Raw genomic sequence first — 26,576 nt, forward strand, 5'->3', positions numbered from 1 at the left:
AGGGTAAAAAATTACTGCCACCCATACCGACGCGCATAGAATCCTTTCACCATCTGCGTCAGCACCATATAGCCCGCGAGGATCGCCACCAGCCACGGGAAGTAGCTCAGCGGCAGCGCCTGCAGCTGCAGGTAGCCTGCCAGCGGCGAGAACGGCAGCGCGATGCCGAGCGCCATCACAATCCCCGTCATCACAATCAGCGGCCACGCGGCGCGGCTCTGGATAAACGGAATGCGGCGGGTGCGGATCATGTGCACAATCAGCGTCTGCGACAGCAGGCCTACCACGAACCAGCCGGACTGGAACAGCGTCTGGTGTTCCGGGGTGTTGGCGTGGAACACAAACCACATCAGGCAGAAGGTCAGGATGTCGAAGATGGAGCTGATCGGCCCAAAGAACAGCATAAAGCGCCCCAGATCCGCCGGGTTCCAGTGCTGCGGCTTCTGGATCTGCTCATCGTCGACGTTATCAAACGGGATCGCTACCTGAGACACGTCGTACATCAGGTTCTGGATCAGCAGGTGCAGCGGCAGCATCGGCAGGAACGGCAGAAACGCGCTCGCCACCAGCACGCTGAAGACGTTACCGAAGTTGGAGCTGGCGGTCATTTTGATGTACTTGAGCATATTGGCGAAGGTGCGGCGCCCTTCGATCACGCCCTCCTCCAGCACCATCAGGCTCTTTTCCAGCAGAATAATATCCGCCGCCTCGCGGGCGATATCCACCGCACCATCGACGGAGATACCGATGTCCGCCGCACGCAGCGCGGGCGCGTCGTTGATGCCGTCGCCCATAAAGCCCACCACGTGCCCTTCGCGCTTAAGCAGGGTGACGATGCGCTCTTTGTGCATCGGCGTCAGGCGGGCAAACAGCGTGGTACGTCGGGCAAGCTTCGCCAGCTCATCGTCGGACAGGTGCTCAATATCGCTCCCCACTACCACGTCGCCCGCGTCCAGCCCTACTTCATGGCACACTTTGGCCGCCACCAGCTCGCTGTCGCCGGTGAGAATTTTGACGGTAATACCGCTCGCCTTCAGCGCTTTCAGCGCCGGCGCGGTGGTCTCTTTCGGCGGATCGAGGAAGGCGATGTAACCCTCGAGGATCAGATCGGATTCATCGATACGCTGATAGTCACCCTCGCGCGCGGGCAGGAACTTGCTCGCGACCGCCACCACGCGCAGCCCCTGACGGTTCAGGTTGTCGGTGACGCGCTTGATGCGGCGCAGCATGGTGTCGTCCAGCGGCACGATGTCGCCGTTATAGCGAACCTGCGTCGACACGTTGAGGATCTCCTGCAGCGCCCCTTTGCAGATCAGCTGATGCACGTCCGTCTGCTCGCTCACCACCACCGACATGCGGCGGCGCTCGAAGTCGAACGGGATCTCATCCACCTTCTGCCAGCGCCCGGAGAGCGTGCGGGCGGATTCCTCATCCACCCCTTCCAGCACCGCGACGTCGAGCAGGTTTTTCAGCCCGGTCTGGTAATGGCTGTTCAGCCACGCGCTGTGCAGGACGCGCTCGCTGGTTTTGCCGGAGATATCGGTGTGGTTCTCCAGCACGATTTTGTCCTGCGTCAGGGTGCCGGTTTTATCGGTGCAGAGGATGTCCATCGCGCCAAAGTTTTGAATGGCGTCGAGGTGTTTAACGATCACTTTCTGTTTAGAGAGCTTCACCGCCCCGCGCGCCAACGTGGAGGTGACGATCATCGGCAGCATTTCCGGCGTCAGGCCAACGGCCACGGAGAGCGCGAACAGGGCCGCTTCCCACCAGTCGCCTTTGGTGTAGCCGTTGATCAGCAGCACGATCGGCGTCATCACCATCATAAAGCGGATCAGCAGCATGCTGACGCGGCCAATCCCTTTCTGAAAGGCGTTTGGCTCGCTCTCCTGCTCGCTGACGCGCCCGGCAAGCTGACCAAACCAGGTGTTGCCCCCGGTGGCGGTGACAATCGCCTGCGCCGTACCGCTGACCACCGTGGTGCCCATAAAGCACAGGGTATCGCATTCAAGCGGATTCATCTGCTGCGGGTCGCGGCTGCGCGCTACCTTTTCTACGGGCAGGGATTCCCCGGTCAGGGAGGCCTGGGTGACGAACAGATCGCGCGCCTGGATGATGCGTAAATCCGCCGGGATCATGTCCCCCGCGGCCAGCTTCACCAGATCGCCCGGCACCAGTTGGTCGATCGGCAGCTCCACCCAGGCGTTTTCGCCGAGATCGTTAATCACGCGCGAGACGGTCGCGGTGTTGCTGACCATCGCCTTCAGGGCGTCCGCCGCTTTGGTGGAGCGGGCTTCCTGAATAAAGTTCAGCAGCGTGGAGATACCCACCATCAGGGCAATCACCCCTGCGGCAAACAGATCTTCCGTCGCGTAGGAGATGAGGCCGAGCACGGTCAGCAGCAGGTTGAACGGATTGCGGTAGCAGAGCCACAGGTGCACCCACCACGGAGACGGCTTTTGCGCCGGGATCTGGTTATCGCCGTGCACGGCGCGGATTTTTTCCACTTCGGCCGCGTTTAGCCCTTCCGGGTGTCCGCCGAACGCGCGCCAGACTTCGTTTTCATCCATTGCCGCCACGTTCAGGCAGCGTTCGGTCAGGGACGCGGGGATCGCCGCCCCCGCCATGTTTTTGGCGTTTGGCAGCGGGTCGCGCTGAACAAGACGGTGTGGCAGGTGGCGGCTCAGCAGCGCCTGCAGCTGCCGGGTGATATTTTTAAACATAGTCATTCCTCCGCATCCGCCTGGGCGGACGCAGCAATTCCTTCAGGCGTGGCAAAGCCGTACCTGAGAGGCACTCAATTTTTCAAGCAGGAACGTTTAAGACGTTGCTGCCTCACGCCGGTGAGACAGCAAAAGCTGGCTTACCGGAAAGAACGCATTCTCCCGTTCAGGAGAGGTGTGGGATCGGGATCCATGAAGCCTCCGGTAAGTAAAAAAACAGGGTGTCGCCGCGCAGTATAAGGATTTAAGCGTACCCTTTATGACGATTCGGGCGGTATTATACCCCCCTGCAAATAAACCGAACGTAAACCAGACTTTGCCCATAGCGAAATCGCGCTATAGCATTAGGCTCAATTCACTACATCGTCGTTGTTACAGGGAATACAGCATGCAGAACCGCCTTACGATTAAAGACATCGCGCGTTTAAGCGGCGTGGGGAAATCGACCGTCTCACGCGTGCTGAACAACGAAAGCGGCGTCAGCGAACGCACCCGCGAGCGCGTTGAGGCGGTCATGAATCAGCACGGTTTTTCCCCTTCCCGCTCCGCGCGCGCCATGCGCGGGCAGAGTGACAAAGTCGTCGCCATCATTGTTTCGCGTCTGGACTCTCTGTCTGAAAATCTCGCCGTGCAGACCATGCTGCCCGCCTTCTATGAGCAGGGGTATGATCCGATCATGATGGAGAGCCAGTTCTCTGTGCAGCTGGTTGAAGAGCATCTGGGGATGCTCCAGCGGCGCAACATTGATGGCGTGGTGCTGTTCGGTTTTACCGGCATTAAGGACGAGATGCTGAAACCCTGGCAGCCTTCGCTGGTGCTGCTGGCGCGCGATGCACACGGGTTTGCCTCCGTCTGCTACGACGACGAGGGCGCGATTATCACCCTGATGCAGCGCCTGTTTGACGAGGGCCATCGTCACATCAGCTTCCTCGGCGTCCCGCACGCGGACGTCACCACCGGCAAGCGCCGTCATGAGGCCTATCTGGCCTTTTGCAAAAAGCACAACCTCTCCGCCGTGGCCTCCCTGCCGGGGCTGGGCATGAAGCAGGGCTACGAGCAGGTCGCCAGCGTTCTTACGCCGCAGACCACGGCGCTGGTGTGCGCCACGGATACCCTGGCGCTGGGTGCCAGCAAATATCTGCAGGAGCAGCGCATCGATAATCTGCAGGTGGCGAGCGTCGGCAGCACGCCGCTGATGAAGTTCCTGCACCCGGAGATCATCACCGTCGATCCGGGCTACGCCGAGTCCGGCAGACAGGCCGCAGCACAGCTTATCGAGCAGATAAACGGGCGTTCAGAGCCTCGTCAGATCGTCATTCCCGCTCACCTTTCGTAACCCCTCTAAAACAGATTATTGTGATCTTCGCCTGATTTCGGGAACGTTCCCGTTTTCGCCGTCACGCTGAAGGAGTAGGCTTGCGCTCAGGTCATTACACCCCCTCACCATCTGTCATGAGGTTTCATGATGAGTAAAGTCAAACAAGCAGATATCGATCGGCTGATCGTCCTGGTCGGCGGACGCGAAAACATCGCTACCGTCAGCCATTGCATTACCCGCCTGCGCTTCGTGCTGAACGATCCGGCCAAAGCCAACCCGAAGGCCATTGAAGAACTTTCCATGGTCAAAGGCTGCTTCACCAACGCCGGGCAGTTCCAGGTCGTTATTGGTACCGAAGTGGGCGATTACTATCAGGCTCTGCTGGCGACAACCGGGCACTCTTCTGCCGATAAAGAGCAGGCGAAGAAGGCCGCGCGCCAGAATATGAAGTGGCACGAGCAGCTGATTTCCCACTTCGCGGAAATTTTCTTCCCGCTGCTGCCCGCGCTGATCAGCGGGGGCTTAATCTTAGGCTTCCGTAACGTCATCGGTGATGTGCCGATGAGCGACGGCAAAACCCTGGCGCAGATGTATCCGGCGCTGAAAACCGTTTACGATTTCCTGTGGCTGATTGGCGAGGCGATCTTCTTCTATCTGCCGGTCGGGATTTGCTGGTCCGCGGTGCGCAAGATGGGCGGCACGCCGATTCTCGGTATCGTGCTGGGCGTCACGCTGGTCTCTCCACAGTTAATGAACGCTTACTTACTTGGTCAGCAGGTGCCTGAGGTGTGGAACTTCGGCCTGTTTACCATCGCCAAAGTGGGCTATCAGGCGCAGGTCATTCCGGCATTACTGGCCGGTCTGGCGCTGGGCTTTATTGAAACGCGCCTGAAGCGCATCGTGCCGGATTATCTCTATCTGGTGGTGGTGCCGGTCTGCTCGCTGATCCTGGCGGTGTTCCTGGCGCACGCCTTTATCGGTCCGTTTGGCCGCATGATCGGCGACGGCGTGGCCTTCGCGGTGCGTCACCTGATGACCGGCAGCTTCGCGCCGATTGGAGCCGCGCTGTTTGGCTTCCTGTACGCCCCGCTGGTGATCACCGGCGTGCACCAGACCACGCTGGCTATCGACATGCAGATGATCCAGAGCCTCGGCGGCACGCCGGTCTGGCCGATTATCGCCCTGTCTAACATTGCACAGGCGTCGGCGGTTACCGGCATCATCATCGTCAGCCGCAAGCACAACGAGCGTGAGATCTCCGTTCCGGCAGCCATCTCTGCTTACCTCGGCGTCACCGAACCGGCGATGTACGGTATCAACCTGAAATACCGCTTCCCGATGCTCTGCGCGATGATCGGTTCCGGTCTGGCGGGCCTGGTGTGCGGTCTGAACGGCGTGATGGCGAACGGGATTGGCGTCGGCGGCCTGCCGGGCATTCTCTCCATCCAGCCGGCTTACTGGCAGGTGTTTGCCCTGGCGATGGCCATCGCGATCATCGTCCCTATGGCGCTCACCACCGTGGTTTACCAGCGTAAGTTCCGTCAGGGCTCGCTGCAGATTGTTTAACTTCTTCTTTCGGGGCGCAGTTGCGCCCCTTCGCATTTGCAGGAACGCATTATGAATACCCTTCCTCACTGGTGGCAGAACGGCGTCATCTATCAGATTTACCCAAAGAGTTTCCAGGATACCACCGGCAGCGGCACCGGCGATCTGCGCGGCGTGACGCAGCGGCTGGACTACCTGAAAACCCTCGGCATCGACGCCATCTGGCTGACGCCGTTTTATATCTCCCCGCAGGTGGATAACGGCTACGACGTGGCGAATTACACCGCCATCGACCCGGCTTACGGCACGCTGGATGATTTCGACGAGCTGGTTGCCCGGGCGCACGAGCGCGGCATCCGCATCGTGCTGGACATGGTGTTTAACCACACCTCCACGCAGCACGCCTGGTTCCGCGAGTCGCTGAACAAAGAGAGCCCGTACCGCCAGTTCTACATCTGGCGCGACGGCACGCCGGAGCAGCTTCCCAACAACTGGCGATCCAAGTTTGGCGGCAACGCCTGGCGCTGGCACGCCGAGAGCGAGCAGTATTACCTGCATCTGTTCGCCCCGGAGCAGGCGGATCTCAACTGGGAGAACCCAGAAGTGCGCGCCGAGCTGAAAAAGGTGTGCGAGTTCTGGGCCGATCGCGGCGTCGACGGCTTGCGTCTCGACGTGATTAACCTGATTTCGAAAGATCAGGATTTCCCGGACGACAACACCGGAGACGGCCGCCGCTTCTACACCGACGGGCCGCGCGTTCACGAATATCTGCAGGAGATGAGCCGCGACGTCTTCACCCCGCGCAACCTGATGACGGTGGGCGAGATGTCCTCGACCTCGCTGGAGAACTGCCAGCAGTACGCCTCGCTCGACGGACGCGAGCTGTCGATGACCTTTAACTTCCACCACCTGAAGGTGGACTACCCCGGCGGAGAAAAATGGACGAAGGCGAAGCCGGACTTCGTGGCGCTGAAAACCCTCTTCCGCCACTGGCAGCAGGGGATGCACAACAGGGCGTGGAACGCGCTGTTCTGGTGTAACCACGATCAGCCGCGCATCGTGTCGCGCTTTGGTGACGAAGGGGAATACCGCGTTCAGGCCGCGAAGATGCTCGGCATGGTGCTGCACGGCATGCAGGGCACGCCGTATATCTATCAGGGCGAAGAGCTGGGTATGACCAACCCGCACTTCAGCCGCATCACCGACTATCGCGACGTGGAAAGCCTGAACATGTTCGCCGAACTGCGCGCCAACGGCCGCGAACCGGATGAACTACTGGCGATTCTGGCGAGTAAGTCCCGCGATAACGGGCGAACCCCAATGCAGTGGGACGCTTCGCACAATGCGGGCTTTACCGAGGGCGAGCCGTGGATTGGCGTCTGCGACAATTACGAGACGGTGAACGCCCGCGCCGCGCTCGACGACCCGGATTCGGTGTTCTACACCTATCGGTCGCTGATCGGCCTGCGTAAAACCCTGCCGGTGCTGACGTGGGGAGATTATGAGGATCTTCTGCCGGAACATCCTTCTCTTTGGTGCTACCGTCGTCAGTGGCAGGGGCAGACGCTGATGGTGGCGGCGAACCTGAGTAATACGCCGCAGGAATGGCAGACAGACGCTCTCAGCGATAGGTCGCAGGTGGTGATGAGTAACTACCCGGCACCGCAAACGACGTCGCTGCGTCCGTTTGAAGCCGTCTGGTGGTTGCAGCAGTAATTCTCTCTACCGGGTGCGGCTCAGCACCCGGCTTACTTTACTGTTTTTGTTGAGTAAATAATCAGATTTTTCTCTCGCGCCTTTACAATCGCTGAAGCGCCCGTCGTTTGTACTCTCGTCTTTTTACTTTGTTCTGCATCAAATAAATCGCAAACATGTTTGATGCAAATCACTATATGTAGCACTTAAAATGCACGCCGACCCAACATCTTGTATTTATCGTCTACTATTCCAACAACAAGACGGCGCTTACGCTGGCCGGAATTGTGGATAACACGAGCAGGGAACGCGGGAAGTCTTTGGCCCGGCGGGGAATATGCCCGGTTATGACTTCTCCACCTCTGTGGATAACCTGTTTTCAAAAAATGGAGTGATCATGACACCGCATGTGATGAAACGTGATGGCTGTAAAGTGCCGTTTAAATCAGAGCGCATCCAGGAAGCCATTCTGCGTGCAGCTAAAGCAGCGGGAGTCGATGACGCAGATTACTGCGCCACCGTCGCAGAAGTCGTTAGCAGCCAGATGAACGAACGCAGCCAGGTCGATATCAGTGAGATCCAGACCGCGGTTGAGAACCAGCTGATGGCGGGGCCCTACAAGCAGCTGGCGCGCGCCTACATTGAGTACCGTCACGATCGTGACGTGCAGCGTGAGAAGCGCGGTCGTCTGAACCAGGAGATCCGTGGCCTGGTGGAGCAGACCAACTCCGCCCTGCTCAATGAAAACGCCAACAAAGACAGTAAAGTGATCCCAACCCAGCGCGACCTGCTGGCCGGTATCGTCGCCAAACACTATGCCCGTCAGCATCTGCTGCCGCGCGACGTGGTGTCGGCGCACGAGCGCGGTGAAATTCACTACCACGATCTCGACTATTCGCCGTTCTTCCCGATGTTCAACTGCATGCTGATCGACCTGAAAGGCATGCTGACCCACGGTTTTAAAATGGGTAACGCCGAGATTGAACCGCCAAAATCAATCTCCACGGCCACCGCCGTCACCGCGCAGATTATCGCTCAGGTCGCCAGCCATATTTATGGCGGCACCACGATTAACCGCATTGATGAAGTGCTGGCCCCGTTCGTGACGGCAAGCTTCAACAAGCATCGTAAAACGGCCGAAGAGTGGCAGATCCCGGACGCCGACGGCTACGCGCACTCCCGCACCGAGAAAGAGTGCTACGACGCCTTCCAGTCGCTGGAGTATGAGGTAAACACGCTGCACACCGCCAACGGCCAGACGCCGTTTGTGACCTTCGGCTTTGGGCTGGGCACCAGCTGGGAATCACGCCTGATCCAGCAGTCCATCCTGCGCAACCGCATTTCCGGTCTCGGCAAGAACCGCAAAACGGCGGTGTTCCCGAAACTGGTGTTCGCCATCCGCGACGGCCTGAACCACAAGTTTGGCGATCCGAACTACGACATCAAACAGCTGGCGCTGGAGTGTGCGAGCAAGCGCATGTATCCGGACATCCTGAATTACGACCAGGTTGTGAAAGTGACCGGTTCGTTTAAAACGCCAATGGGCTGCCGCAGCTTCCTCGGCGTGTACGAAGATGAAAACGGCGAGCAGATCCACGACGGGCGCAACAACCTGGGCGTCATCAGCCTGAACCTGCCGCGCATCGCGCTGGAGGCGAAAGGCAATGAAGCGGAATTCTGGACGCTGCTGGACGAGCGCCTGCAGCTGGCGCGTAAGGCGCTGATGACCCGCATCGCGCGCCTTGAAGGGGTCAAAGCCCGCGTCGCGCCGATCCTCTATATGGAAGGGGCCTGCGGCGTACGTCTGAAAGCGGACGATGACGTGTCGGAGATCTTCAAAAACGGTCGCGCGTCCATTTCGCTGGGCTATATCGGTATTCACGAGACCATCAACGCCCTGGCGGGCGATACGCATATGTACGACAGCGAGGCCCTGCGTGAGAAAGGCATCGCCATCGTTCAGCGCCTGCGCGACGCGGTTGACCAGTGGAAAGAGGAAACCGGCTACGGGTTTAGCCTCTACAGCACGCCGAGCGAGAACCTGTGCGACCGCTTCTGCCGTCTGGATACCGCCGAATTCGGGATCGTGGAAGGCGTGACCGACAAAGGGTATTACACCAACAGCTTCCACCTCGACGTGGAGAAAAAGGTGAACCCGTACGACAAGATCGACTTCGAAGCGGCCTATCCGCCGATCGCCAGCGGCGGCTTCATCTGCTACGGCGAGTACCCGAACATTCAGCACAACCTGAAGGCGCTGGAAGACGTGTGGGATTATAGCTATCAGCACGTGCCGTATTACGGGACCAACACGCCAATCGACGAGTGCTACGAGTGCGGCTTTACCGGTGAGTTCGAGTGTACGAGCAAAGGCTTTACCTGCCCGAAATGCGGCAACCACGATGCGGCTCGCGTCTCCGTGACCCGTCGCGTGTGCGGCTATCTCGGCAGCCCGGACGCGCGTCCGTTTAACGCTGGCAAGCAGGAAGAGGTGAAGCGTCGCGTGAAGCATTTGGGGAATGGGCAGATCGGGTAAGTTCTGCGCAGGGTTCTCCCCCTCACCCTACCCCTCTCCCTCAAGGGAGAGGGAACTCTTCCCCCTCTCCCTGTGGGAGAGGGTCGGGGTGAGGGCATCAGCGCGCACAAATTCTCTGGACATTTTCTATGCGATATCATCAATACTACCCCGTCGACATCGTCAACGGCCCCGGCACCCGCTGCACCCTGTACGTCTCAGGCTGCGTCCACGAATGCCCCGGCTGCTATAACAAAAGCACCTGGCGCTTAAATTCCGGCATGCCGTTCACCGCCGAAATGGAAGACCGGATCGTCAACGACCTGAACGACACGCGCATCAAACGTCAGGGGATTTCCCTCTCCGGCGGCGACCCCCTGCACCCGCAAAACGTGCCGGATATCCTGAAGCTGGTGAAACGCATTCGCCGCGAATGTGCAGGCAAAGATATTTGGGTCTGGACGGGATATAAGCTGGATGAACTCAATGCGCAGCAAAGAGAAGTAGTGGATCTGATTAACGTCCTGGTCGACGGCAAGTTCGTGCAGGATTTAAAAGACCCGGCCCTGATCTGGCGCGGCAGCAGCAACCAGGTTGTGCATCATCTGCGTTGAAAAAAGGCGGATGTTATCCGTCCGCCCTTACCTCAAAACCGGCTCAAACTCTCCATTGCCACCGCCTTAAACTCGGCAAAATCTCCGCAGCCACACAGCCGCGACATCGCCCGTTCACGCAGGAAGGTGACGAAGATATCGTAAATCGCCATCGCCTCTTCGTATTCGCTTTTGCTGATGGCGAGCAGGAAGATGACGTGCGCGGTTTCGTCTCCCCACTGAACGCCGTGCGGGGCGAGCACGGTATAGACCACCGTTTTCTGCGCTAAAAGGCCGAGGGAGTGCGGCAGCGCGATGCCGTCGCCGAGCATGGTGCTGACGATGGCTTCACGCTCGACGACAGAATCCAGGAACTCCGCGCCGACAAACCCCTCGCCTTCAAGCTGCGCGCACAGTTCACGGAACAGCGTTTGCTGGTCAACGGGCTTGTCGATAATGCGGAAATGGGCCGCGTCGAAGTATTTATCCAGCATCCACGGGCGGGTGCGGTCCACCAGCACCAGCTTGCCGATCTGTTCTAACTGGTAATCGGTCGGGAACGGGGCGATCATCACCACCGGTTTAGATTTTTCGCTCACGCGGGCGGTGGAAATGACAAAGTCCTCGCCGATGGAATCCGCCAGCTCGTACTCGCGCAGGGTGAGCGTGCGGGCCACCTCAATCTGCGGGTACTTGCGCTGGAGCACCGCCTCGATCATGCGGACCATAGCATTCCCGGCGTCGCATACCAGCAGCACCCGCGGCTGGCGCTGGTAGCCGATGTTGTAATGGCGCTCCAGCCCGACGCCGATATGCAGCACCAGGAAGCCGATTTCGTTTTCGCTGATCACATACGGCGTGTATTTTCCCCAGCTCGACACCGCCGCGAGGGTCATGTCCCACGCCATCGGGTAGTGCTGCTTGATGTTATCCAGCAGCGGATTGGGGATCATGATTTGATACCGCACGCGGGTGATCATGGTTTTGATGTGCGTGAGCAGGTCCGCGTGCAGCTGCGCGTCGCTGAGCAGGTTGTAGTTATAGTGGGTGTTGATGTAGCGCAGGATGTAGTTGACCAGCGCTTCGTCGTCATCCGCGTTAATGGCGCTCGGGGCAATCTCCTGGATCTGCCGCGCCGCAATGTGCACGCACAGCCAGCTCTCCTCCGAAGGTGAAAGCGCTTTGCCCGCCAGCTGCTGGATAGTGACGGCGATATCCTTCGCCGCCTCGCGCACGTTCTCTTCCACGTCTTCGGCGTGGAATTCCGGCAGCGGATAGCCCTCGCTGATGCGCCGCACCGACACCGCGCAGTACAGGCGCAGGAACAGCTCGCCTTCATCGGTCAGACGGATGTGATGACGCGTCAGCGCCTCGTGCAGCACGGGCACCATCTGCTCCGCCACGCCTGCATTCAGCGCCACGTCGGTCACCAGCGGGTTCAGGCTGTCCTGCTGCGCAAGCTCCCAGAGCAGATCGGTCAGGCAGGCGCGGGTCGACATCTCGCTGCCAAACAGCTTCATCCCGTGGCGCGGACGCGTTTCCAGCGTCAGGTTATAGCGGTGGAACCACTCGCGGACTTCGGCCATGTCGCTCTGTAGCGTAGCGCGGCTGACGAACCACTCGTCCGCCAGATCCTCCAGCTTAAGAGAAAATGCCGAAGTCAGAAAACGCACCACCAGATAGTGCACGCGCTCCGGCCCGGTCCGGGGAATACGCAGCGCGCGCGGGTGGGATGCCTGCAGCTGCTGGTAGCGCTGGGCATCATCAATTTTGAGCTGGTAGCCATTGCCCCGGCTCAATATAAACTGCGCGCCGTGGCCTGCCAGCAGCGCGTTCAGGGCGGTGATATCGGCACGGACGGTTCGCGTGGAGACCGACAGCCGCTGCGCCAGCTCGTCCTGCGGCAGCGTCTCGTTTTGCAACAGATCGAACAGTTGCGCTAAACGTTGGTTCGGAAATCGCACGGGCTTGTCCTCTTACAGCTTAAGGTGAAATGACCATCTGGGATGGGCTGCCGACCGGGGTATAGTCCGGCTCGAAGCTTAATTTCCCGTCCTGCGCCACGCGGAAACGGGTGATGTTGTCGCTGCGCTGGTTCATGACGTACAGCCAGCGTCCCTGCTTATCGAGCGTCAGGGTGCGCGGGTAGTCGCCGCGCGTCCACACGTCGTCCTGATGCGTCAGCGTGCCCTCCGCTGTTACGGTAAAGTGCCCGATGCTGTTATGCAAACGGTTAGCCACATACAGCTGTTTACCGTCGGCGCTTAATGCGAGCCCGGCAGCAAAGCTGGTGCCTTTGTAACCTTCCGGCAGGGCTGAGAGCGTTTTGCCCTCTTTCAGGGTGCCGTTGGCGCTCACGGTATAATGGGTGAGCGTAGACGCCTCTTCGTTAATCAGCCACAGGGCATCGCCTTTTGGCGTAAAGACAAAGTGGCGCGGCCCGGCGCCTTTTGAGGAGGCGCTGATAAACGGCGGATCGTTCGGCGTCAGCTTCCCTGTTCGATCGTCAAAACGGTACTGGTAGAGGCGATCCAGCCCAAGATCGGTGGAAAAGACGTATTTCCCGCTCGGATCGGCGGCGATCATGTGCGCGTGGGGGCCGTTATGATCGCTGATGGCAAAGCTGCCCTCCGCTGCCGCTTCCGGCTTCGCCGCGCCCGGCTCGCCCTGATCCTGATGAGTGTCCGTCGCCTCACCCAGGCTGCCGTCTGCTTTAACGGGTAGCACTGCGATAGATCCGCTGACGTAGTTTGCCACCAGAAGATGGCGACCGTTCGGCGTCAGCGACAGGTAAACCGGCCCCGCGCCGCCGGAGGCCACCTGATTCAGCTCGCTCAGCTGGCCGTTATCCCCCACCCGCAGCGCCTGCACCACGCCCTGCTCCACTTCGCTTGCCAGATAGAGCGTTTTGCCATCGCGTGAGACGGCCAGCTGCGCGGCGTTCGGCAGCCTGCTCACCAGCGTTTTATTCGCCAGCGCGCCGCTTTGCGGGTCAACGGTAAAGCGGTACAGCCCTTCGCCGTTGGGGTTGTAGGTGCCCACCCAGGCGTACTGTGGCTGGGCGATAGCGGCGGTGGCGAGCATTGAGAGTGAAGCAACAAGCAGGGTACGGGTGTGCATGGTGGCTCCTTCAGGTTTGTGCGGTTTGTTTTCCCTCACCCCGGCCCTCTCCCAAAGGGAGAGGGGGTAAAAGTTCCCTCTCCCTTTGGGAGAGGGTTAGGGTGAGGGCAGATACTACTTCACCAGCTTCTTCGTCATCGCAAGCAGCGTACGCACGTCTTCCGGGCGCGTGTCGCCGCTGGCTTTGTCGATAATTGAGCTGTAGATATGCGGGATGATTTTGCTCACGCCCGCGTCGAGGGCGATCTGCAGGATCTCCTCATAGTTTTCCAGATCGATACCTCCGGTCGGCTCCAGCCAGAAGTCGTGACGGGCGCAGGCTTCCGCCACCGCGTTGTACTCGTCACGGCACTTGAGGCCGCCCATCGGGAAGTATTTGATGGAGCTGCCGCCGAAATCCTTCAGCAGGGCAATCGCGGTTTCAACCGGTACGATGCCGTCCGGTGCGTTGCTGCTCAGCGGTCCGGTGGAAATTTTGACCATCCCGACGGTGCCGGTCGGAGAGACCAGGCCGTTGACCACCGACTCATTCTGCCCCAGCAGCGCGCGGCTGGTGGCCACGCCGGTGAAGACCTGGTTGACGTGCTGCGGCTGCACCTGACGGGAGATCTCGCTCACCATCGCCGACTGGTTCGGATCCCCCGCGCCGAGGCCGACGGAGAGTGCGTTATCGATCAGCGCGGCATATTCACGCATATCGGCAACGGCGCTCGCCACGTCCGGGTAATTTTTGGAGAGCACGCCCACCAGCACGTGACCTTCCGCCGCCTCGTAAATGGCGCTGGCGTTGGCTTTCGATCCTGCCAGCACGTTCAGGCAGACGCGGTCACGGTAAAAGTTGGGGGTCAGTTTCATGCTTTTTTCTCCTGTCCTAATACTTCGCTAATGCGGCGGTACACGATGTTCAGCTGGTCAGCATTCACGCTGCGCACGTCCGCCTCGATAATCCCTTCGTTGGCCTTGTAGCCACGGAAGTAAATGGCATATTCGCCCTGCTTGAGCTTCGCCACCAGATCGCCCGTGCCGACGCCCGTTGCGGCTTCGTCAAACTTAATCTCGGTGCGCGCGATATCGCGACCGGCGCTGTCCCAGACCACGCGCGCGGTCACGCCGTTCAGGGTGTTGAGCGCCTCGATAAACGGCGTCATCTTCGCCACCATCTCGGCCCCGCTCTCTTTGGTCGCCGTCAGGTAGTGTTCGATGGCGCAGGTCAGGCCAAGAATGCCCTCTTTGCCCACCTTCATCGCGCGGCCAATGCCCGCCGTCTGGCGCTTCACCCACTCAACGTACTGGGTTTTGCCGATCACCAGCCCGCTGGTTGGGCCTTCAATCGCCTTCGCGCCGCTGTAGATCACCAGGTCCGCGCCGGAGCGGTAGTACGCATGAAGATCTTCTTCCGCCGCCGCATCGACGATCAGCGGGAGATCGTGCTTGCGCGCCACCACCGCCGCCTGCTCGACGCTGAGCATGCTTTTCTGCACGCAGTGGTGCGATTTGATGTAGAGGATCGCCGCCGTGCGCGGGGTGATCGCCGCCGCCAGCTGTTCGGCGGAGCATTCGTTGGCGTAGCCCGCCTCCACCAGCTTGCCGCCGCCCAGCGCCACCATGGTGCCCACCGGCGCGCCAAAGTTCACGTTGTGGCCTTTCGGCAGGACGATTTCGTTGTTCTCAATCGGGGTCACGTGCAGGTTTTCCAGCAGCCAGTCGCTGTCTTTGACCAGCACCGCCGCCACGGACTGGGCTATGCCCGCCGACGCGCAGGAGACCACCGTCGCGCCTTCCACATCCAGCAGCTTCGCGATGTATTCCCCGGTTTTGTTGACCAGATCCTTCATCTCGAAATAGTGATTCATGCCGTCCATCGCCGCCTGCACCACTTCCGGGCGCGGCGTGGAGACGCCCAGCGCCGTCATGCGGCCAGAGGTGTTGATAACCTGCTTTAAATGGTACTTCTCATAAATCGAAGGCATGTTCCGTGCTCCCTTGTTCGGTCATATAGCCCTTGCCCGCGCGGATCGCGGCAAGCGGCAACAGAATGTGTTCAGCCTGCAGGCTGTCGTTTTCGGCATCCGTCAGCACCGTCGGCTGGCGTTTGAGCGTAAACAGCGTCAGGTCGGCGTCGAGACCCGGCTGAATGCGGCCTTTGCGCGCCAGGCGCAGGCCGTCGGCGGCGTTGGCGGTCACGCAGTCAATCACCTGCGGCAAGGACATGCCGATGGCGAGAAACTTCGACATCACGCTTGCCAGCGAGCCCACCGGGCCGTTGATGCGATTGCGGCAGTAGATATCCGAGCTGATGGTGTGCGGCAGAATGCCCATCGCGATGGCGCGTTTCGCCACCTCAAAGCTGAAGCTCGCCGTGCCGTGGCCGACGTCCAGGCGCACGCCGCGCTTCAGGGCGGAGGTGATGGAGGCGCGCAGCTCGCCGGAGGGCGTCAGAATGCGGTTGGGTTTGCCGTTATAGCAGTGGGTGATAATGTCGCCGGAGCTCAGCAGTTCGGCAATTTCGTCGAGGTTCGGCGGGTTGTTGCCGATGTGCACCATCAGCGGCAGGTCGCCGTTCTCTTTCTGAATGGCTTTCGCCCGCTCCAGCGGCGTGATGCCGTTTTCACCGACCACGCTGCTGCTCATGCGCGCCTTCAGGCCGACGATAAAATCAGGGTGGCGCTTCACCGCCAGCTTCACCGCGTCGGCGTCAATATTCGCCATGTTGGCCAGTTCGTTCTGGGCAATCAGCCCCACGCGGGAGATGTTCAGCAGGGCAAACACCTCGGTGGAGGCCCTGCGGGTGATGTCATAGAAGTCGTCCACGTCGTCGGCGCCGGTACTGCCCGCGTCCACCACGGAGGTGACGCCGGTAGCAATGCCCACGCTGTCCGGCTCGTCGTGGTAAATCGGGGAGTTCGGGTAGCAGTGAACGTGGGAGTCAATCCAGCCTGCGCTGACGAACACGTCGCCGTTCAGCTCAACCGTTTTATGCGCGGGGGCGTTAATCTCGCCCAGCGCCGCGATCTTCCCGTCCTGAATGGCGATATCGGTCAGGGTATCGTCGGCAAGGCGCGCACGGCGCAGGAGTAAATCAAACATGAGGATCTCCTGATAAGGCGGGCGCCTGAGCGCCCGCGGGTATTAAAGGGCGACCGGGAACAGCCAGCCCAACAGCATTGCGCCGAGGATCGCGCCACCGGTGATCGGCTTCTGCCAGATGTAGAACACCAGCGCACCCAGCAGGGAGCCGACGCCGATAGGAATGGAGGCGGTCATGGCGCTGAGGATAATCAACGGCCCGAGGAAGCGGCCGGAGGCGTTACCCGCGCCCATCATCACGTCTGCACCGTAGGTGGAGTTGCTCTGGTTGATGGTGAACTTACGCGCCAGGATAATGACGTAGCCAATCGCCAGACCAATCACCAGGCCGGTAATCAGCGCGGCAATGAAGTTGGTCACCGGGAACATGATGCCCGCGCCCAGCAGCAGCGCAGGAACCCCGAGGCCCACGCCGGTCTGGATCGCGCCGCCGATGTCGAGAATACCCACCAGCGACCCTTCGATAATGCGGGCGAACAGGAAGCTCGCGCCGAACGCCGCCACCGCGCCGTAAACGCCGGTATCGATCCCCGCTTTCAGCATCGCCACGAAGGCCACTTCGTTAAACGCGCCGATGCCGTAGAGGTAGTACATGTGCGTCCCGGCGAAAACGCCGGAGGAGAGCAGGCCAACGAAGATCGGGAACGACCAGTCGGCATACCAAAAACCTTTATTCTGTTCCATTTAGAGGCTCCTGTTATTTACCGCTGAGCGAGTTGTGGATCATGTCGAGCCAGTTCGGCACGGTCAGATGGAAGGATTCGATCATCTTCATGTCGAAGCCGCGGAAGAAGCCGCTCAGCACGAAGAGCAGGACGATCGCCGCCATCATCACTTTGGTGACGTGGTTCCAGCCGCTCTCTTCCACGCCTTTACCGATCAGGATCCCCAGCACCAGGCCCGGTACGGCGTTCCCCATAATCAGCTGCGCCGCGCCGCCAAAGATGGTGGCCCAGAAGCCCGATTTTTTACCCGCATCGATGGCTGCCAGCCAGAAGATCACCGGCATCACGGTGTTCACCAGCAGATTCGCCGCCGGTACCAGAACCTTCACGGCGGTGACCTGAAGCGCTGCCGGAACGGAGGAGGCGGTCAGGTTCAGGAAGGTGACGACGAGCATGCCAATCACGCCGCAGGCAATCGCCATTTTGCGCGGGTCGTGCAGCGTTTCGCCGACGTTACGGTTTTTGATCATCAGTGCAGCAGCACCCCAGTTCGGGATGATGCGGTGGTCAACGTCCTGTGTGAAAGCCCCTGCGGCCACGGAAGAGGCCCAGGCGTTAAAGAAGAAACCTAACCCAAAGGAGAAGTGGGACGCCGGATCCCCTTCGCAGGAGTTCAGTTCCCCCAACGTACGAAACGCGCCCATACCCTGAGTGGTAGGCGCATGAAACATGCGTGCAGCCCCGGCGCCAACACCGACGCCAACCAGGCCGCCAATGATGAGCGATTTTATTAATATAATTAAGAACATCAGTCTGCCCTTTTATGAATAATCAGCGTTGCGTGACGAAATCCACCTGGTCAAGATTGATAGCGGTCACGTTGACGGTCACATCCAGCTCCACGCTGTAGGTGCGTCTTTCCCGGCGCAGAAAGAAGAACAGAAACGCTTCTTTTCGCACCGCTTCTTGCGCCTGAACGACCTGCACATCCTGTGGCTCAATACGCAGTAAGATATGCGGTGAGGCTTTCATCACCGCGGCCTGAACGTGGTTGAGCGCGTCGGCAAAGGCGCGCGCTTTGGCGTCGCCTTTTCCCTTCACTCTCACCGTGGTTGTGAACTGTTCTTTCATGCTTATGCGCCGTATTTCTTTTGCCACGCCTGCACCAGACGCTCGCCCAGCTCTTCTTTATCCATAAAGCCGAAGCCCAGCACGTTGCAGCCTTCGTTGATGGCGGTCACGCCCTCTTCCACGGAACGCATGCCATATTTGGCCTTGTAGCCATATTTGGTTTGGGCAGTGATGGCACCCGCGCCGCCGCTGCCGCAGAAGGAGATGCCGAAGGTGGCGTTTTCCGCTTTCATCACGTCGCCGAGCTTCATGTCCGCCGCCATGCCCGGTACGACCACCGCGCGTCCACCTGCTTTTTCCACACCGGCAGCCACTTTCTGACCTTTACCCAGGCGATCGCCAATCACGACTGTAATCTGTTCCATGTGTTGCTCCTTAAAGGTTGTCTTTCGCGACTTCAAAGTGAACGGAGAGCAGCCAGGCTTCTTCATCAGGAAGATTGCCAAACTGCGCGACCACTTCACGGGCGAGCCGCATTGAATCCGGTGAAATTTCGTCAAACAGCTCTGCTTCAACCTCCGGCAGCGGCTCGCCGGTCACGGACCGGTGCGCCATTGCGCGCACGTGGGAGGTGAGCATCTGCTCCTGTACCGCATTGGGGATGATGTTGTTTCGGCCCAGCAGGGCATAAACCTGCTGCAGCATGGTGTTCGCGAGCTGTTCTGTTTGCTCTGCCTGTTCCCCAACGTCGTTCATTACCGCTCCGTTAATCACTGGTCTTACCCCGTTAATGGCTCTGGAATAAAACTAACGTTGGGGGGGAATTGTTTGTAGCGAGTTGTTTTCCACTTCGAAGTGGAAAGGCGAGCCGCAGCAGTGATCTGTGCCACATAAATGCGGTGAATCTGAATTAATGACGGTATTTGCGTGATGAATATCACGTATTCCAGCGGCAAAACGCGCGCCGGGGAAACGAAACGTTCAGGCGCGGTGACGCAAAAATGTGATGGCGATAGGGTTTACTTATTACCGCATAAAAAAAACGGGGGCCGCTGGCCCCCGCTGGTTGTTTGTCAGATGCGCGATCGGTTAACGGTATTTCTTGTGATAGGTGTTACGGGTCGTCACAAACTGCTCGGCCGCCGCCTGGGCTTCCTTCACTTTGCCTTCGTTAGCCAGCTTCAGCGCGCCGTCGATCTGGCCGACCAGCACGTCAAAGCCGTGGCGGTAGTCTTTCATCTCTGCGCTGTCTGCTGCTTTGCTTTCCAGCTTCGGAGGCGTCGCTTTTTGTGCGTCCAGCGCCGCTTCACGCATTTTGGTCAGCGCGTCTTTCATTTCAGCCGCATTGTCGGTTTTCTGCACCACCTTCAGGTTTTGACCGAGGATGCCCATGTCGTCTTCAAGATCGGCAGCAAACGCAGAAGAGCCAAGAACCAGCGTTGAAGCCGCGACGATCGCTAACAGATGTTTACGCATTGCTCACTTCCTTTTTTATTATTAAAACGCCTTTACGGGTATTACTGACCGGCGATTTTCATTTCCGGCAGAAGTACAGAACCACACTGTATATTGCTACGTGTTTCAATATCGTTACCGACCGTAACGATATTGCGCCACATGTCCTTCAAATTTCCAGCGATGGTAATTTCGCTCACCGGATACTGGATTTCGCCGTTTTCCACCCAGAAGCCCGCCGCGCCGCGCGAGTAGTCTCCGGTGATGCCGCTTACGCCCTGGCCCATCAGCTCGGTGACCACCAGACCGGTGCCCATCTCTTTCAGCATCTGCTCAAAGTTCAGGCCCTGTCCGGCAATGCGCCAGTTGTGGATGCCGCCAGCGTGTCCGGTGCTTTTCAGCCCCAGCTTGCGCGCGGAGTAGTTGGTCAGCAGCCACTGGGTCAGAATACCGTCTTTGATGATATCGCGACGTTCGGTGCGCACGCCTTCACTGTCGAACGGCGTGGAGGCCAGCCCTTTCAGCAGGTGCGGATGTTCTTCAATGGTGAGCCATTCCGGCAGGATCTGCTTGCCCAGCGAGTCGAGCAGGAAGGTCGATTTACGGTAAACCGAGCCGCCTGCGATAGCGCCCACCAGATGGCCAAACAGACCGGTCGCCACTTCGTTGGCAAAAATAACCGGGGCCTTCATGGTGGAGAGTTTGCGCGGCGACAGGCGTGACAGCGTGCGTTCGGCACACTCTTTACCCACCCACTCAGGAGACTGCAAATCCCCCAGCGCGCGGCCAATGGTATAGGCGTAGTCACGCTCCATGTCACCGTTCTCTTCAGCGATCACGCAGCTGGAGAGCGAATGACGGGTAGAGCAGTAGCCCTGTAGCATGCCGTGGCTGTTGCCGAAGACTTTGATGCCGTAATGGCTGTTGAAGCTGCCGCCTTCGGTATTGGTGATGCGCTTATCGGCCTGCAGGGAAGCCTGCTCGGCGCGCGCGGCGAGTTCGATCGCTTCGTCCGGGGTTACTTCCGCCGGGTGGAAAAGATCGAGATCCGGCGCGTCAAACGCCAGCAGGTCTTTATCCGCCACGCCTGCGTAAGGATCCGGAGAGGTATAACGGGCGATATCCAGCGCCGCCTGCACCGTACGGGCAATGGCATCCGGGCTGAGATCGGTAGATGACGCGCTGCCTTTGCGATTCTGGTGATACACCGTGATCCCAAGCGCGCCATCGCTGTTGAATTCTACGTTCTCCACTTCACCATAGCGGGTGCTCACGCTGATGCCGGTGGTTTTGCTGACCGCCACTTCGGCGCCATCTGATTTTTCTGAAGCAAGCATCAGCGCGGTGGAGACGGCTTCTTCAAGAATCTTACGCTGCGCTTCAACTTGTGAGGTTACTTTCATCGCAAATGCCATACTGTAAGAGAGAGTTATCTGAAGTCTAACAGAGAACCGTTTTTCAGTGCGCGTCTTAACTGGTAACATTAGCCTCTTTTTTTAAGGAGCCTGACATGACTAAGCAGCCCGAAGACTGGCTCGACGACGTTCCCGGTGATGACATCGAAGACGAAGATGATGAGATCATCTGGGTCAGTAAAAGTGAAATTAAACGTGACGCCGAAGAGTTAAAACAGCTTGGCGCAGAAATGGTAGAACTGGGTAAAAACGCGCTGGACAAGATCCCGCTCGACCAGGATCTGCGTGATGCCATTGAACTGGCACAGAAAATCAAGAAAGAAGGCCGTCGTCGCCAGCTTCAGCTTATCGGGAAAATGCTGCGTCAGCGCGACGTCGATCCGATCCGCCAGGCGCTGGACAAGCTGAAAAACCGCCACAACCAGCAGGTTGCGTTTTTCCATAAGCTTGAGCAGATCCGCGATCGCCTGATTGAACAGGGTGATGATGCCGTACCGGAAGTGCTGAACCTGTGGCCGGATGCCGACCGCCAGCAGCTGCGTTCCTTGATCCGCAACGCGCAGAAAGAGAAAGAAGGGAATAAGCCGCCGAAGTCTGCGCGCCTGATTTTCCAGTATCTGCGCGAGCTGTCTGAGAACGAAGAGTAATCAGTTCCCCCCTCCCCGGAGGGCGAGGGAGGAAAGAATATAGGCCCGGTAAGCGCAAGCGCCACCGGGCTTTTTTTTACTCTGCGGCTGCCGCTTCCGCTTTCTTCGCCAGACCGTCCAGCAGCTTCTGATGGATCCCACCAAAACCGCCGTTGCTCATCACCAGAATGTGATCGCCAGGCTGAGCGGCTTTCACCACCATATCCGCGAGCGCATCCACATCCGCGCTCCAGTGCGCAGGCTGAATGCAGGCATCGGCCACTTCGGCCACCTGCCACGGAATATGCTGCGGCTGCAGCAGGAAGACCTCATCGGCACGTCCTAACGACGGCGCGAGATCATCTTTGCAGATGCCCATCTTCATGGTGTTCGAGCGCGGTTCCAGCACCGCGAGGATGCGGGCTGTCCCGCCGACCTTGCCGCGCAGGGCGGCAAGCGTTGCCAGAATGGCCGTTGGGTGGTGCGCGAAATCGTCATACACGGTAACGCCGTGGGCTTCACCGCGCAGTTCCAGACGGCGACGGGCGTTAATGAACGAGCCCAGCGCATTGGCCGCATCCGCAGGCAGTACGCCCACGTGACGCGCCGCAGCAATAGCCATCAGGCCGTTGTGCATGTTGTGCTCACCCACCAGGCCCCACTTCACCTCACCCACTTTTTCACCGTCGAGCAGCACCTCCCACTCGGAGGCATCGGCGTTGAGTTTCTTCGCCTGCCAGTGGCCCTGCTCGCCCACCAGCTCCTGCTCGCTCCAGCAGCCCATCGCCATCGTCTGCTTCAGGTTGATGTCGTTCTCCGGCAGGATGATGCGCCCCTGGCCCGGAACAATGCGCACCAGGTGGTGGAACTGTTTCTGGATCGCTTTCAGGTCGTCAAAAATATCCGCGTGGTCGAACTCAAGGTTGTTGAGGATCAGCGTGCGCGGGCAGTAATGCACGAACTTGGAGCGCTTGTCGAAGAACGCGCAGTCGTATTCGTCGGCTTCGATCACGAAGAACGGGCTGTCACCCAGACGCGCAGAAACGTCGAAATTACCCGGTACGCCGCCAATCACGAAGCCCGGCTTGTAGCCGCAGGCTTCGAGGATCCAGGTCGCCATGCCCGCGGTCGTGGTTTTGCCATGGGTACCGGCAACGGCAACCACCCAGCGGTCGCGCAGGACGAAGTCATGCAGCCACTGCGGGCCGGACATGAACGGAATATTGCGTTCCAGAACCGCCTCGACGCACGGATTGCCGCGGGTCATGGCGTTGCCGATGATCACCAGGTCCGGCTCGGGATCCAGCTGGCTGGCATCGTAGCCCTGAATTAACGAGATGCCCTGTTTCTCCAGAAGTGTGCTCATTGGCGGATACACATTGGCGTCCGAACCTGTCACTTCATGGCCCAGCGAGCGCGCCAGCATTGCCAGTCCGCCCATGAAAGTGCCACAAATCCCCAATATATGAATGCGCATACGTCACTATCCTTCTTCAATGTGGCGCACATTTTACTCACATGTTAGCGGCTGTGAAACGCATTTCAGGTAAATCCGTATGTTGCTGGCGCGATTCACCTCTGCGCTAATATTTGAATGTTTGTTAAGATTGTTGGGCTTTAGTCGTTTTAGTGAACATACAATCGCTCTACTCACAAAGATGCAGGGAAAGTGTTATGAAAACGTTAGGTGAATTTATTGTCGAAAAGCAGCACGAGTTCTCTCATGCTACCGGTGAACTCACTGCTTTGCTGTCGGCAATAAAGCTGGGCGCTAAGATCATCCACCGCGATATCAACAAGGCCGGTCTGGTCGATATCCTGGGTGCCAGCGGTGCCGAGAACGTTCAGGGCGAGGTTCAACAGAAGCTCGATCTGTTCGCAAATGAAAAATTGAAAGCTGCACTGCGCGCGCGCGACATCGTTGCGGGTATCGCCTCTGAAGAAGAAGATGAAATTGTTGTTTTCGAAGGGTGTGAACACGCTAAATACGTTGTTCTGATGGATCCGCTCGACGGCTCCTCAAACATCGACGTTAACGTTTCTGTCGGTACCATTTTCTCCATCTACCGCCGCGTCACGCCTGTTGGCACGCCGGTGACCGAAGAAGATTTCCTGCAGCCGGGCATTAACCAGGTTGCTGCCGGTTACGTCGTTTATGGCTCCTCCACCATGCTGGTGTACACCACCGGCTGCGGAGTTCACGCCTTTACGTACGATCCTTCACTGGGCGTTTTCTGCCTGAGCCAGGAACGCATGCGCTTCCCGGAGAAGGGCAACACCTACTCCATCAACGAAGGCAACTACATCCGCTTCCCGAACGGCGTGAAGAAGTACATTAAATTCTGCCAGGAAGAAGATAAAGCGACCCAGCGCCCGTACACGTCACGCTATATTGGCTCTCTGGTCGCGGATTTCCACCGTAACCTGCTGAAAGGCGGTATCTACCTCTACCCAAGCACCGCCAGCCACCCGGACGGGAAGCTGCGCCTGCTGTACGAGTGCAACCCGATGGCGTTCCTCGCCGAACAGGCGGGCGGCAAGGCGAGCGACGGTAAAGAGCGTATTCTGGATATCGTGCCGGAAAGCCTTCACCAGCGCCGTTCATTCTTCGTCGGCAACAACCACATGGTTGAAGACGTTGAACGTTTTATCCGTGAGTATCCGGACGCGTAATGCCTCTCTACAGGGGAGCCGTTCTGGCTCCCCTGGTCATTTATATGTTTTACCGTATAAGTGTTTATAAAAAACATGCTTTAATATTCACCACTGCTCCTGCATTATTTCCATAACAGTTTGACAGATATTTCGTGGAGCAGAACCGCAATGAACAATTATTCCCGTGCTAATACCGGCATTGATTTAAATCTTATCCCTGTATTTATTGAAATCGTCCGCTGCGGCAGCATGGCTAAAGCCTCTTTGCGTCTGGAGATGTCACGTCCGGCGGTGAGTCTGGCCCTAAAGCGTTTTAATCAACTCTTTGATGAACCATTATTTTTCCGCAAAGGTTTATATCTTGAACCGACGGAAAAAGCGTTAGCTTTAACCAGTTCGCTGGAAATATTAATGGGTGAAATTCACGATAATATTGCGGCAGTTAATTCCGAAAAAAATAAAACCCCGGCACAGAACGTACCGGGGCTGGGTAATATTATGCAGCGGTCTGAGTCGTCACTTTGAATGATGACATGGCTTCCATCAGCTGACGCGACTGCTCCTCAAGAGAGCGGGTCGCGGCGGAGGATTGCTGCACCAGCGCCGCATTCTGCTGCGCCGTTTCGTCCATCTGATTCACCGCAATATTCACCTGCTCAATACCGCGGCTCTGCTCCTGAGACGCGGTCGCAATCTCACGCATCAGTTTGGTCATGCGCAGCACTTCAGTTGCGATTTCGTCCATGGTTTCGCCGGCCTGCTGGGCCAGCTCGCTGCCCTCGTTAACGTGGGTCTGCGAATCACTGATAAGCGATCGGATCTCTTTCGCCGCGTCGGCACTGCGGCTGGCAAGGTTTCGCACTTCGCCCGCGACGACGGCAAACCCGCGCCCCTGCTCGCCCGCGCGCGCCGCTTCCACGGAGGCGTTAAGCGCCAGGATATTGGTCTGGAAGGCAATACCGTCGATCACGCTCAGGATGTCGGCGATGCGCGCCGAGCTGCCGGAGATATCGCGCATTTTTTCAATTACGTAGCAAACCATTTCGCTGCCGTGATCGGCCGTGTCGGACACCGACTTCGCCAGCTGGTGCGCCTGCTCGGCGTTATCGGCGTTGAGCTTCACCGTCGCGGTGATCTGTTCCATGCTGGCCGCCGTCTGCTCCAGCGACGTGGCGGTGGATTCCGTACGCTCGGCAAGATCGCGGTTTCCCAGCGTCAGCTCGCGGCTACCGGTGTCAATTTGCGAGCTGGCATCGCGTACCCGCATAACCGAGTTCATCAGCGACTGTCGCATCTCCTCTATCACCGCGTTGAGGCGGTTAAACTCCTGGCTCGCGGGGGCATTCAGCGTATGGGTTAAATCCCCCGCAGCCACGTTCTCCAGCTGAGCGATCGATGCCGAAAGCGGCTTGAGCAGCATATGGCGCAGCACCAGCCACGCGAGCACGATAATACCCGCCGTCAGCAGCGCTGCGACGATAATCAGGATCAGTACGCGGGTTTTACTCGCCTGCACGGCGCTCACTTCCGCCTGACCACGCGCTTCGCTCCATTTCTGGAACGCCTGCATATCGTTATCAAACTGCTTCGCCACCGGAATCAGCGTCTTCTCCAGCAGATCGTAATAACCGTCCGCGCTCTGGTCATTCAGGGTTTTCAGCATCGGGTTGATCCCCTGCTGGCTATACGTCGCCAGGCTGGCCGCCACTTTATCGAGCAGCTGTTGCCCCTGCTCGTCAGCCACGCCGCCGTCGATCACGCCTTTCAGCGTTTTCTGGGCCAGGGCAACTTCCTGATTGATGTTTTTTACCGCTTTGGCCGCATCGTCCAGCATGCCGATTTCCATCATGCGGACGGCCTGGCCCGCCTCATTGCGCGCGCGCAGGATCAGCGTATAGCCTGAATTAAGCTGCACCATCTGCTCACCCTGAAGGTGATTAATACGCTGCAGTGAAGAAGAACTCTGTGTGAGGGCATAAATTCCAATGCCGCTGACAATCAGCAGCAGAAGGGTCATAACGGCCAGTAAAGAGAGCAAGCCGGTACGAATCGATAGCGTTTTAAGCATGATATTATTTCCGGTAGCGAGATATTTC

23 protein-coding genes are annotated in these 26,576 nt (G+C 58.7%); 8 read left to right on the plus strand and 15 right to left on the minus strand.

What is annotated here, in order from left to right; translation table 11 throughout:
- Positions 1 to 11: 11 nt before the first annotated feature.
- Complete coding sequence (gene mgtA, locus USF70_RS17090) at positions 12 to 2,720, minus strand: magnesium-translocating P-type ATPase (protein WP_320735847.1); 2,709 nt, start codon at positions 2,718 to 2,720, stop codon at positions 12 to 14.
- 388 nt (positions 2,721 to 3,108) lie between these two features.
- Between mgtA and treR the strand changes: the two genes are divergently transcribed.
- From treR to nrdG, 5 genes are all read left to right on the plus strand, one after another.
- On the plus strand, positions 3,109 to 4,056 hold the full coding sequence (gene treR / locus USF70_RS17095) for a trehalose operon repressor TreR (RefSeq protein ID WP_023310194.1): 948 nt from the start codon (positions 3,109 to 3,111) through the stop codon (positions 4,054 to 4,056).
- Positions 4,057 to 4,185: 129 nt separating this feature from the next.
- Positions 4,186 to 5,604, plus strand: coding sequence for a PTS trehalose transporter subunit IIBC (treB, locus tag USF70_RS17100; RefSeq protein ID WP_029739268.1), 1,419 nt, complete (start codon positions 4,186 to 4,188; stop codon positions 5,602 to 5,604).
- 51 nt (positions 5,605 to 5,655) lie between these two features.
- A complete protein-coding gene (gene treC, locus USF70_RS17105; protein WP_087823533.1) occupies positions 5,656 to 7,299 on the plus strand; it encodes an alpha,alpha-phosphotrehalase in 1,644 nt (547 codons plus the stop codon).
- Between the two features lie 376 nt (positions 7,300 to 7,675).
- Entirely contained in the window at positions 7,676 to 9,814 is a 2,139-nt protein-coding gene (gene nrdD, locus USF70_RS17110) for an anaerobic ribonucleoside-triphosphate reductase (protein WP_032662478.1), read from the plus strand.
- 128 nt (positions 9,815 to 9,942) lie between these two features.
- The gene (nrdG, locus tag USF70_RS17115) at positions 9,943 to 10,407 is read left to right on the plus strand and encodes an anaerobic ribonucleoside-triphosphate reductase-activating protein (RefSeq protein WP_320735848.1); all 465 of its coding nucleotides are present in this window, start codon (positions 9,943 to 9,945) and stop codon (positions 10,405 to 10,407) included.
- Positions 10,408 to 10,439: 32 nt separating this feature from the next.
- Here nrdG and USF70_RS17120 read toward each other — a convergent pair whose 3' ends face one another.
- The 12 genes from USF70_RS17120 to pmbA form a co-directional block, all read right to left on the minus strand.
- Positions 10,440 to 12,350, minus strand: a complete 1,911-nt coding sequence (locus USF70_RS17120) for a BglG family transcription antiterminator (RefSeq protein ID WP_048980700.1) — start codon at positions 12,348 to 12,350, stop codon at positions 10,440 to 10,442.
- A gap of 19 nt (positions 12,351 to 12,369) precedes the next feature.
- On the minus strand, positions 12,370 to 13,506 hold the full coding sequence (locus USF70_RS17125; protein ID WP_320735849.1) for a lactonase family protein: 1,137 nt from the start codon (positions 13,504 to 13,506) through the stop codon (positions 12,370 to 12,372).
- Positions 13,507 to 13,620: 114 nt separating this feature from the next.
- On the minus strand, positions 13,621 to 14,361 hold the full coding sequence (dagF, locus tag USF70_RS17130; protein ID WP_033144496.1) for a 2-dehydro-3-deoxy-phosphogluconate aldolase: 741 nt from the start codon (positions 14,359 to 14,361) through the stop codon (positions 13,621 to 13,623).
- Positions 14,358 to 15,476 (minus strand): DgaE family pyridoxal phosphate-dependent ammonia lyase, encoded by a 1,119-nt coding sequence (locus USF70_RS17135; protein WP_193138800.1) that lies wholly within the window; start codon positions 15,474 to 15,476, stop codon positions 14,358 to 14,360. The genes dagF and USF70_RS17135 overlap by 4 nt, the downstream gene beginning before the upstream one ends.
- Positions 15,460 to 16,593: an amidohydrolase/deacetylase family metallohydrolase gene (locus USF70_RS17140; protein ID WP_320735850.1), complete on the minus strand. Its 1,134-nt coding sequence runs from the start codon at positions 16,591 to 16,593 to the stop codon at positions 15,460 to 15,462. Before USF70_RS17140 ends, USF70_RS17135 begins: the two co-directional genes overlap by 17 nt.
- A 42-nt stretch (positions 16,594 to 16,635) precedes the next feature.
- A complete protein-coding gene (locus tag USF70_RS17145; protein WP_023310183.1) occupies positions 16,636 to 17,277 on the minus strand; it encodes a DUF4310 family protein in 642 nt (213 codons plus the stop codon).
- A 13-nt stretch (positions 17,278 to 17,290) separates the two neighbouring features.
- On the minus strand, positions 17,291 to 18,067 hold the full coding sequence (locus USF70_RS17150; RefSeq protein WP_023310182.1) for a DUF4311 domain-containing protein: 777 nt from the start codon (positions 18,065 to 18,067) through the stop codon (positions 17,291 to 17,293).
- Between the two features lie 22 nt (positions 18,068 to 18,089).
- Positions 18,090 to 18,389, minus strand: a complete 300-nt coding sequence (locus USF70_RS17155) for a DUF4312 family protein (protein WP_006810338.1) — start codon at positions 18,387 to 18,389, stop codon at positions 18,090 to 18,092.
- Positions 18,390 to 18,391: 2 nt separating this feature from the next.
- Complete coding sequence (locus USF70_RS17160) at positions 18,392 to 18,754, minus strand: SFCGS family glycine-rich protein (RefSeq protein WP_023293430.1); 363 nt, start codon at positions 18,752 to 18,754, stop codon at positions 18,392 to 18,394.
- A 10-nt stretch (positions 18,755 to 18,764) separates the two neighbouring features.
- Positions 18,765 to 19,103, minus strand: coding sequence for a glycine dehydrogenase (locus USF70_RS17165; protein WP_155739949.1), 339 nt, complete (start codon positions 19,101 to 19,103; stop codon positions 18,765 to 18,767).
- Between the two features lie 315 nt (positions 19,104 to 19,418).
- Positions 19,419 to 19,805 carry a cytochrome b562 gene (gene cybC, locus USF70_RS17170; RefSeq protein WP_008501412.1) on the minus strand — a complete coding sequence of 129 codons (387 nt, stop codon included), beginning with the start codon at positions 19,803 to 19,805 and terminating at the stop codon, positions 19,419 to 19,421.
- A 41-nt stretch (positions 19,806 to 19,846) separates the two neighbouring features.
- Positions 19,847 to 21,199: a metalloprotease PmbA gene (pmbA, locus tag USF70_RS17175; protein ID WP_023310180.1), complete on the minus strand. Its 1,353-nt coding sequence runs from the start codon at positions 21,197 to 21,199 to the stop codon at positions 19,847 to 19,849.
- 95 nt (positions 21,200 to 21,294) lie between these two features.
- Here pmbA and yjgA point away from each other — a divergent pair, with 95 nt between their 5' ends.
- Positions 21,295 to 21,846 carry a ribosome biogenesis factor YjgA gene (gene yjgA, locus USF70_RS17180; protein WP_029739257.1) on the plus strand — a complete coding sequence of 184 codons (552 nt, stop codon included), beginning with the start codon at positions 21,295 to 21,297 and terminating at the stop codon, positions 21,844 to 21,846.
- Positions 21,847 to 21,922: 76 nt separating this feature from the next.
- Here the strand turns inward: yjgA and mpl are convergent, their stop codons facing one another.
- Positions 21,923 to 23,302 (minus strand): UDP-N-acetylmuramate:L-alanyl-gamma-D-glutamyl-meso-diaminopimelate ligase, encoded by a 1,380-nt coding sequence (gene mpl / locus USF70_RS17185; RefSeq protein WP_029739256.1) that lies wholly within the window; start codon positions 23,300 to 23,302, stop codon positions 21,923 to 21,925.
- 197 nt (positions 23,303 to 23,499) lie between these two features.
- Between mpl and fbp the strand changes: the two genes are divergently transcribed.
- Both fbp and USF70_RS17195 read left to right on the plus strand, forming a co-directional pair.
- Positions 23,500 to 24,498 (plus strand): class 1 fructose-bisphosphatase, encoded by a 999-nt coding sequence (fbp, locus tag USF70_RS17190; protein ID WP_023310178.1) that lies wholly within the window; start codon positions 23,500 to 23,502, stop codon positions 24,496 to 24,498.
- Between the two features lie 150 nt (positions 24,499 to 24,648).
- On the plus strand, positions 24,649 to 25,005 hold the full coding sequence (locus tag USF70_RS17195; RefSeq protein WP_236902417.1) for a helix-turn-helix domain-containing protein: 357 nt from the start codon (positions 24,649 to 24,651) through the stop codon (positions 25,003 to 25,005).
- Here the strand turns inward: USF70_RS17195 and USF70_RS17200 are convergent.
- Positions 24,977 to 26,548, minus strand: coding sequence for a methyl-accepting chemotaxis protein (locus USF70_RS17200; protein WP_033144491.1), 1,572 nt, complete (start codon positions 26,546 to 26,548; stop codon positions 24,977 to 24,979). The two genes, USF70_RS17195 and USF70_RS17200, sit on opposite strands and share 29 nt — an antisense overlap.
- Between the last annotated feature and the right edge of the window lie 28 nt (positions 26,549 to 26,576).

It is taken from the genome of Enterobacter sp. 237C8, assembly GCF_034106865.1.
GTDB classification, from domain to species: Bacteria; Pseudomonadota; Gammaproteobacteria; order Enterobacterales; family Enterobacteriaceae; genus Enterobacter; species Enterobacter asburiae_B.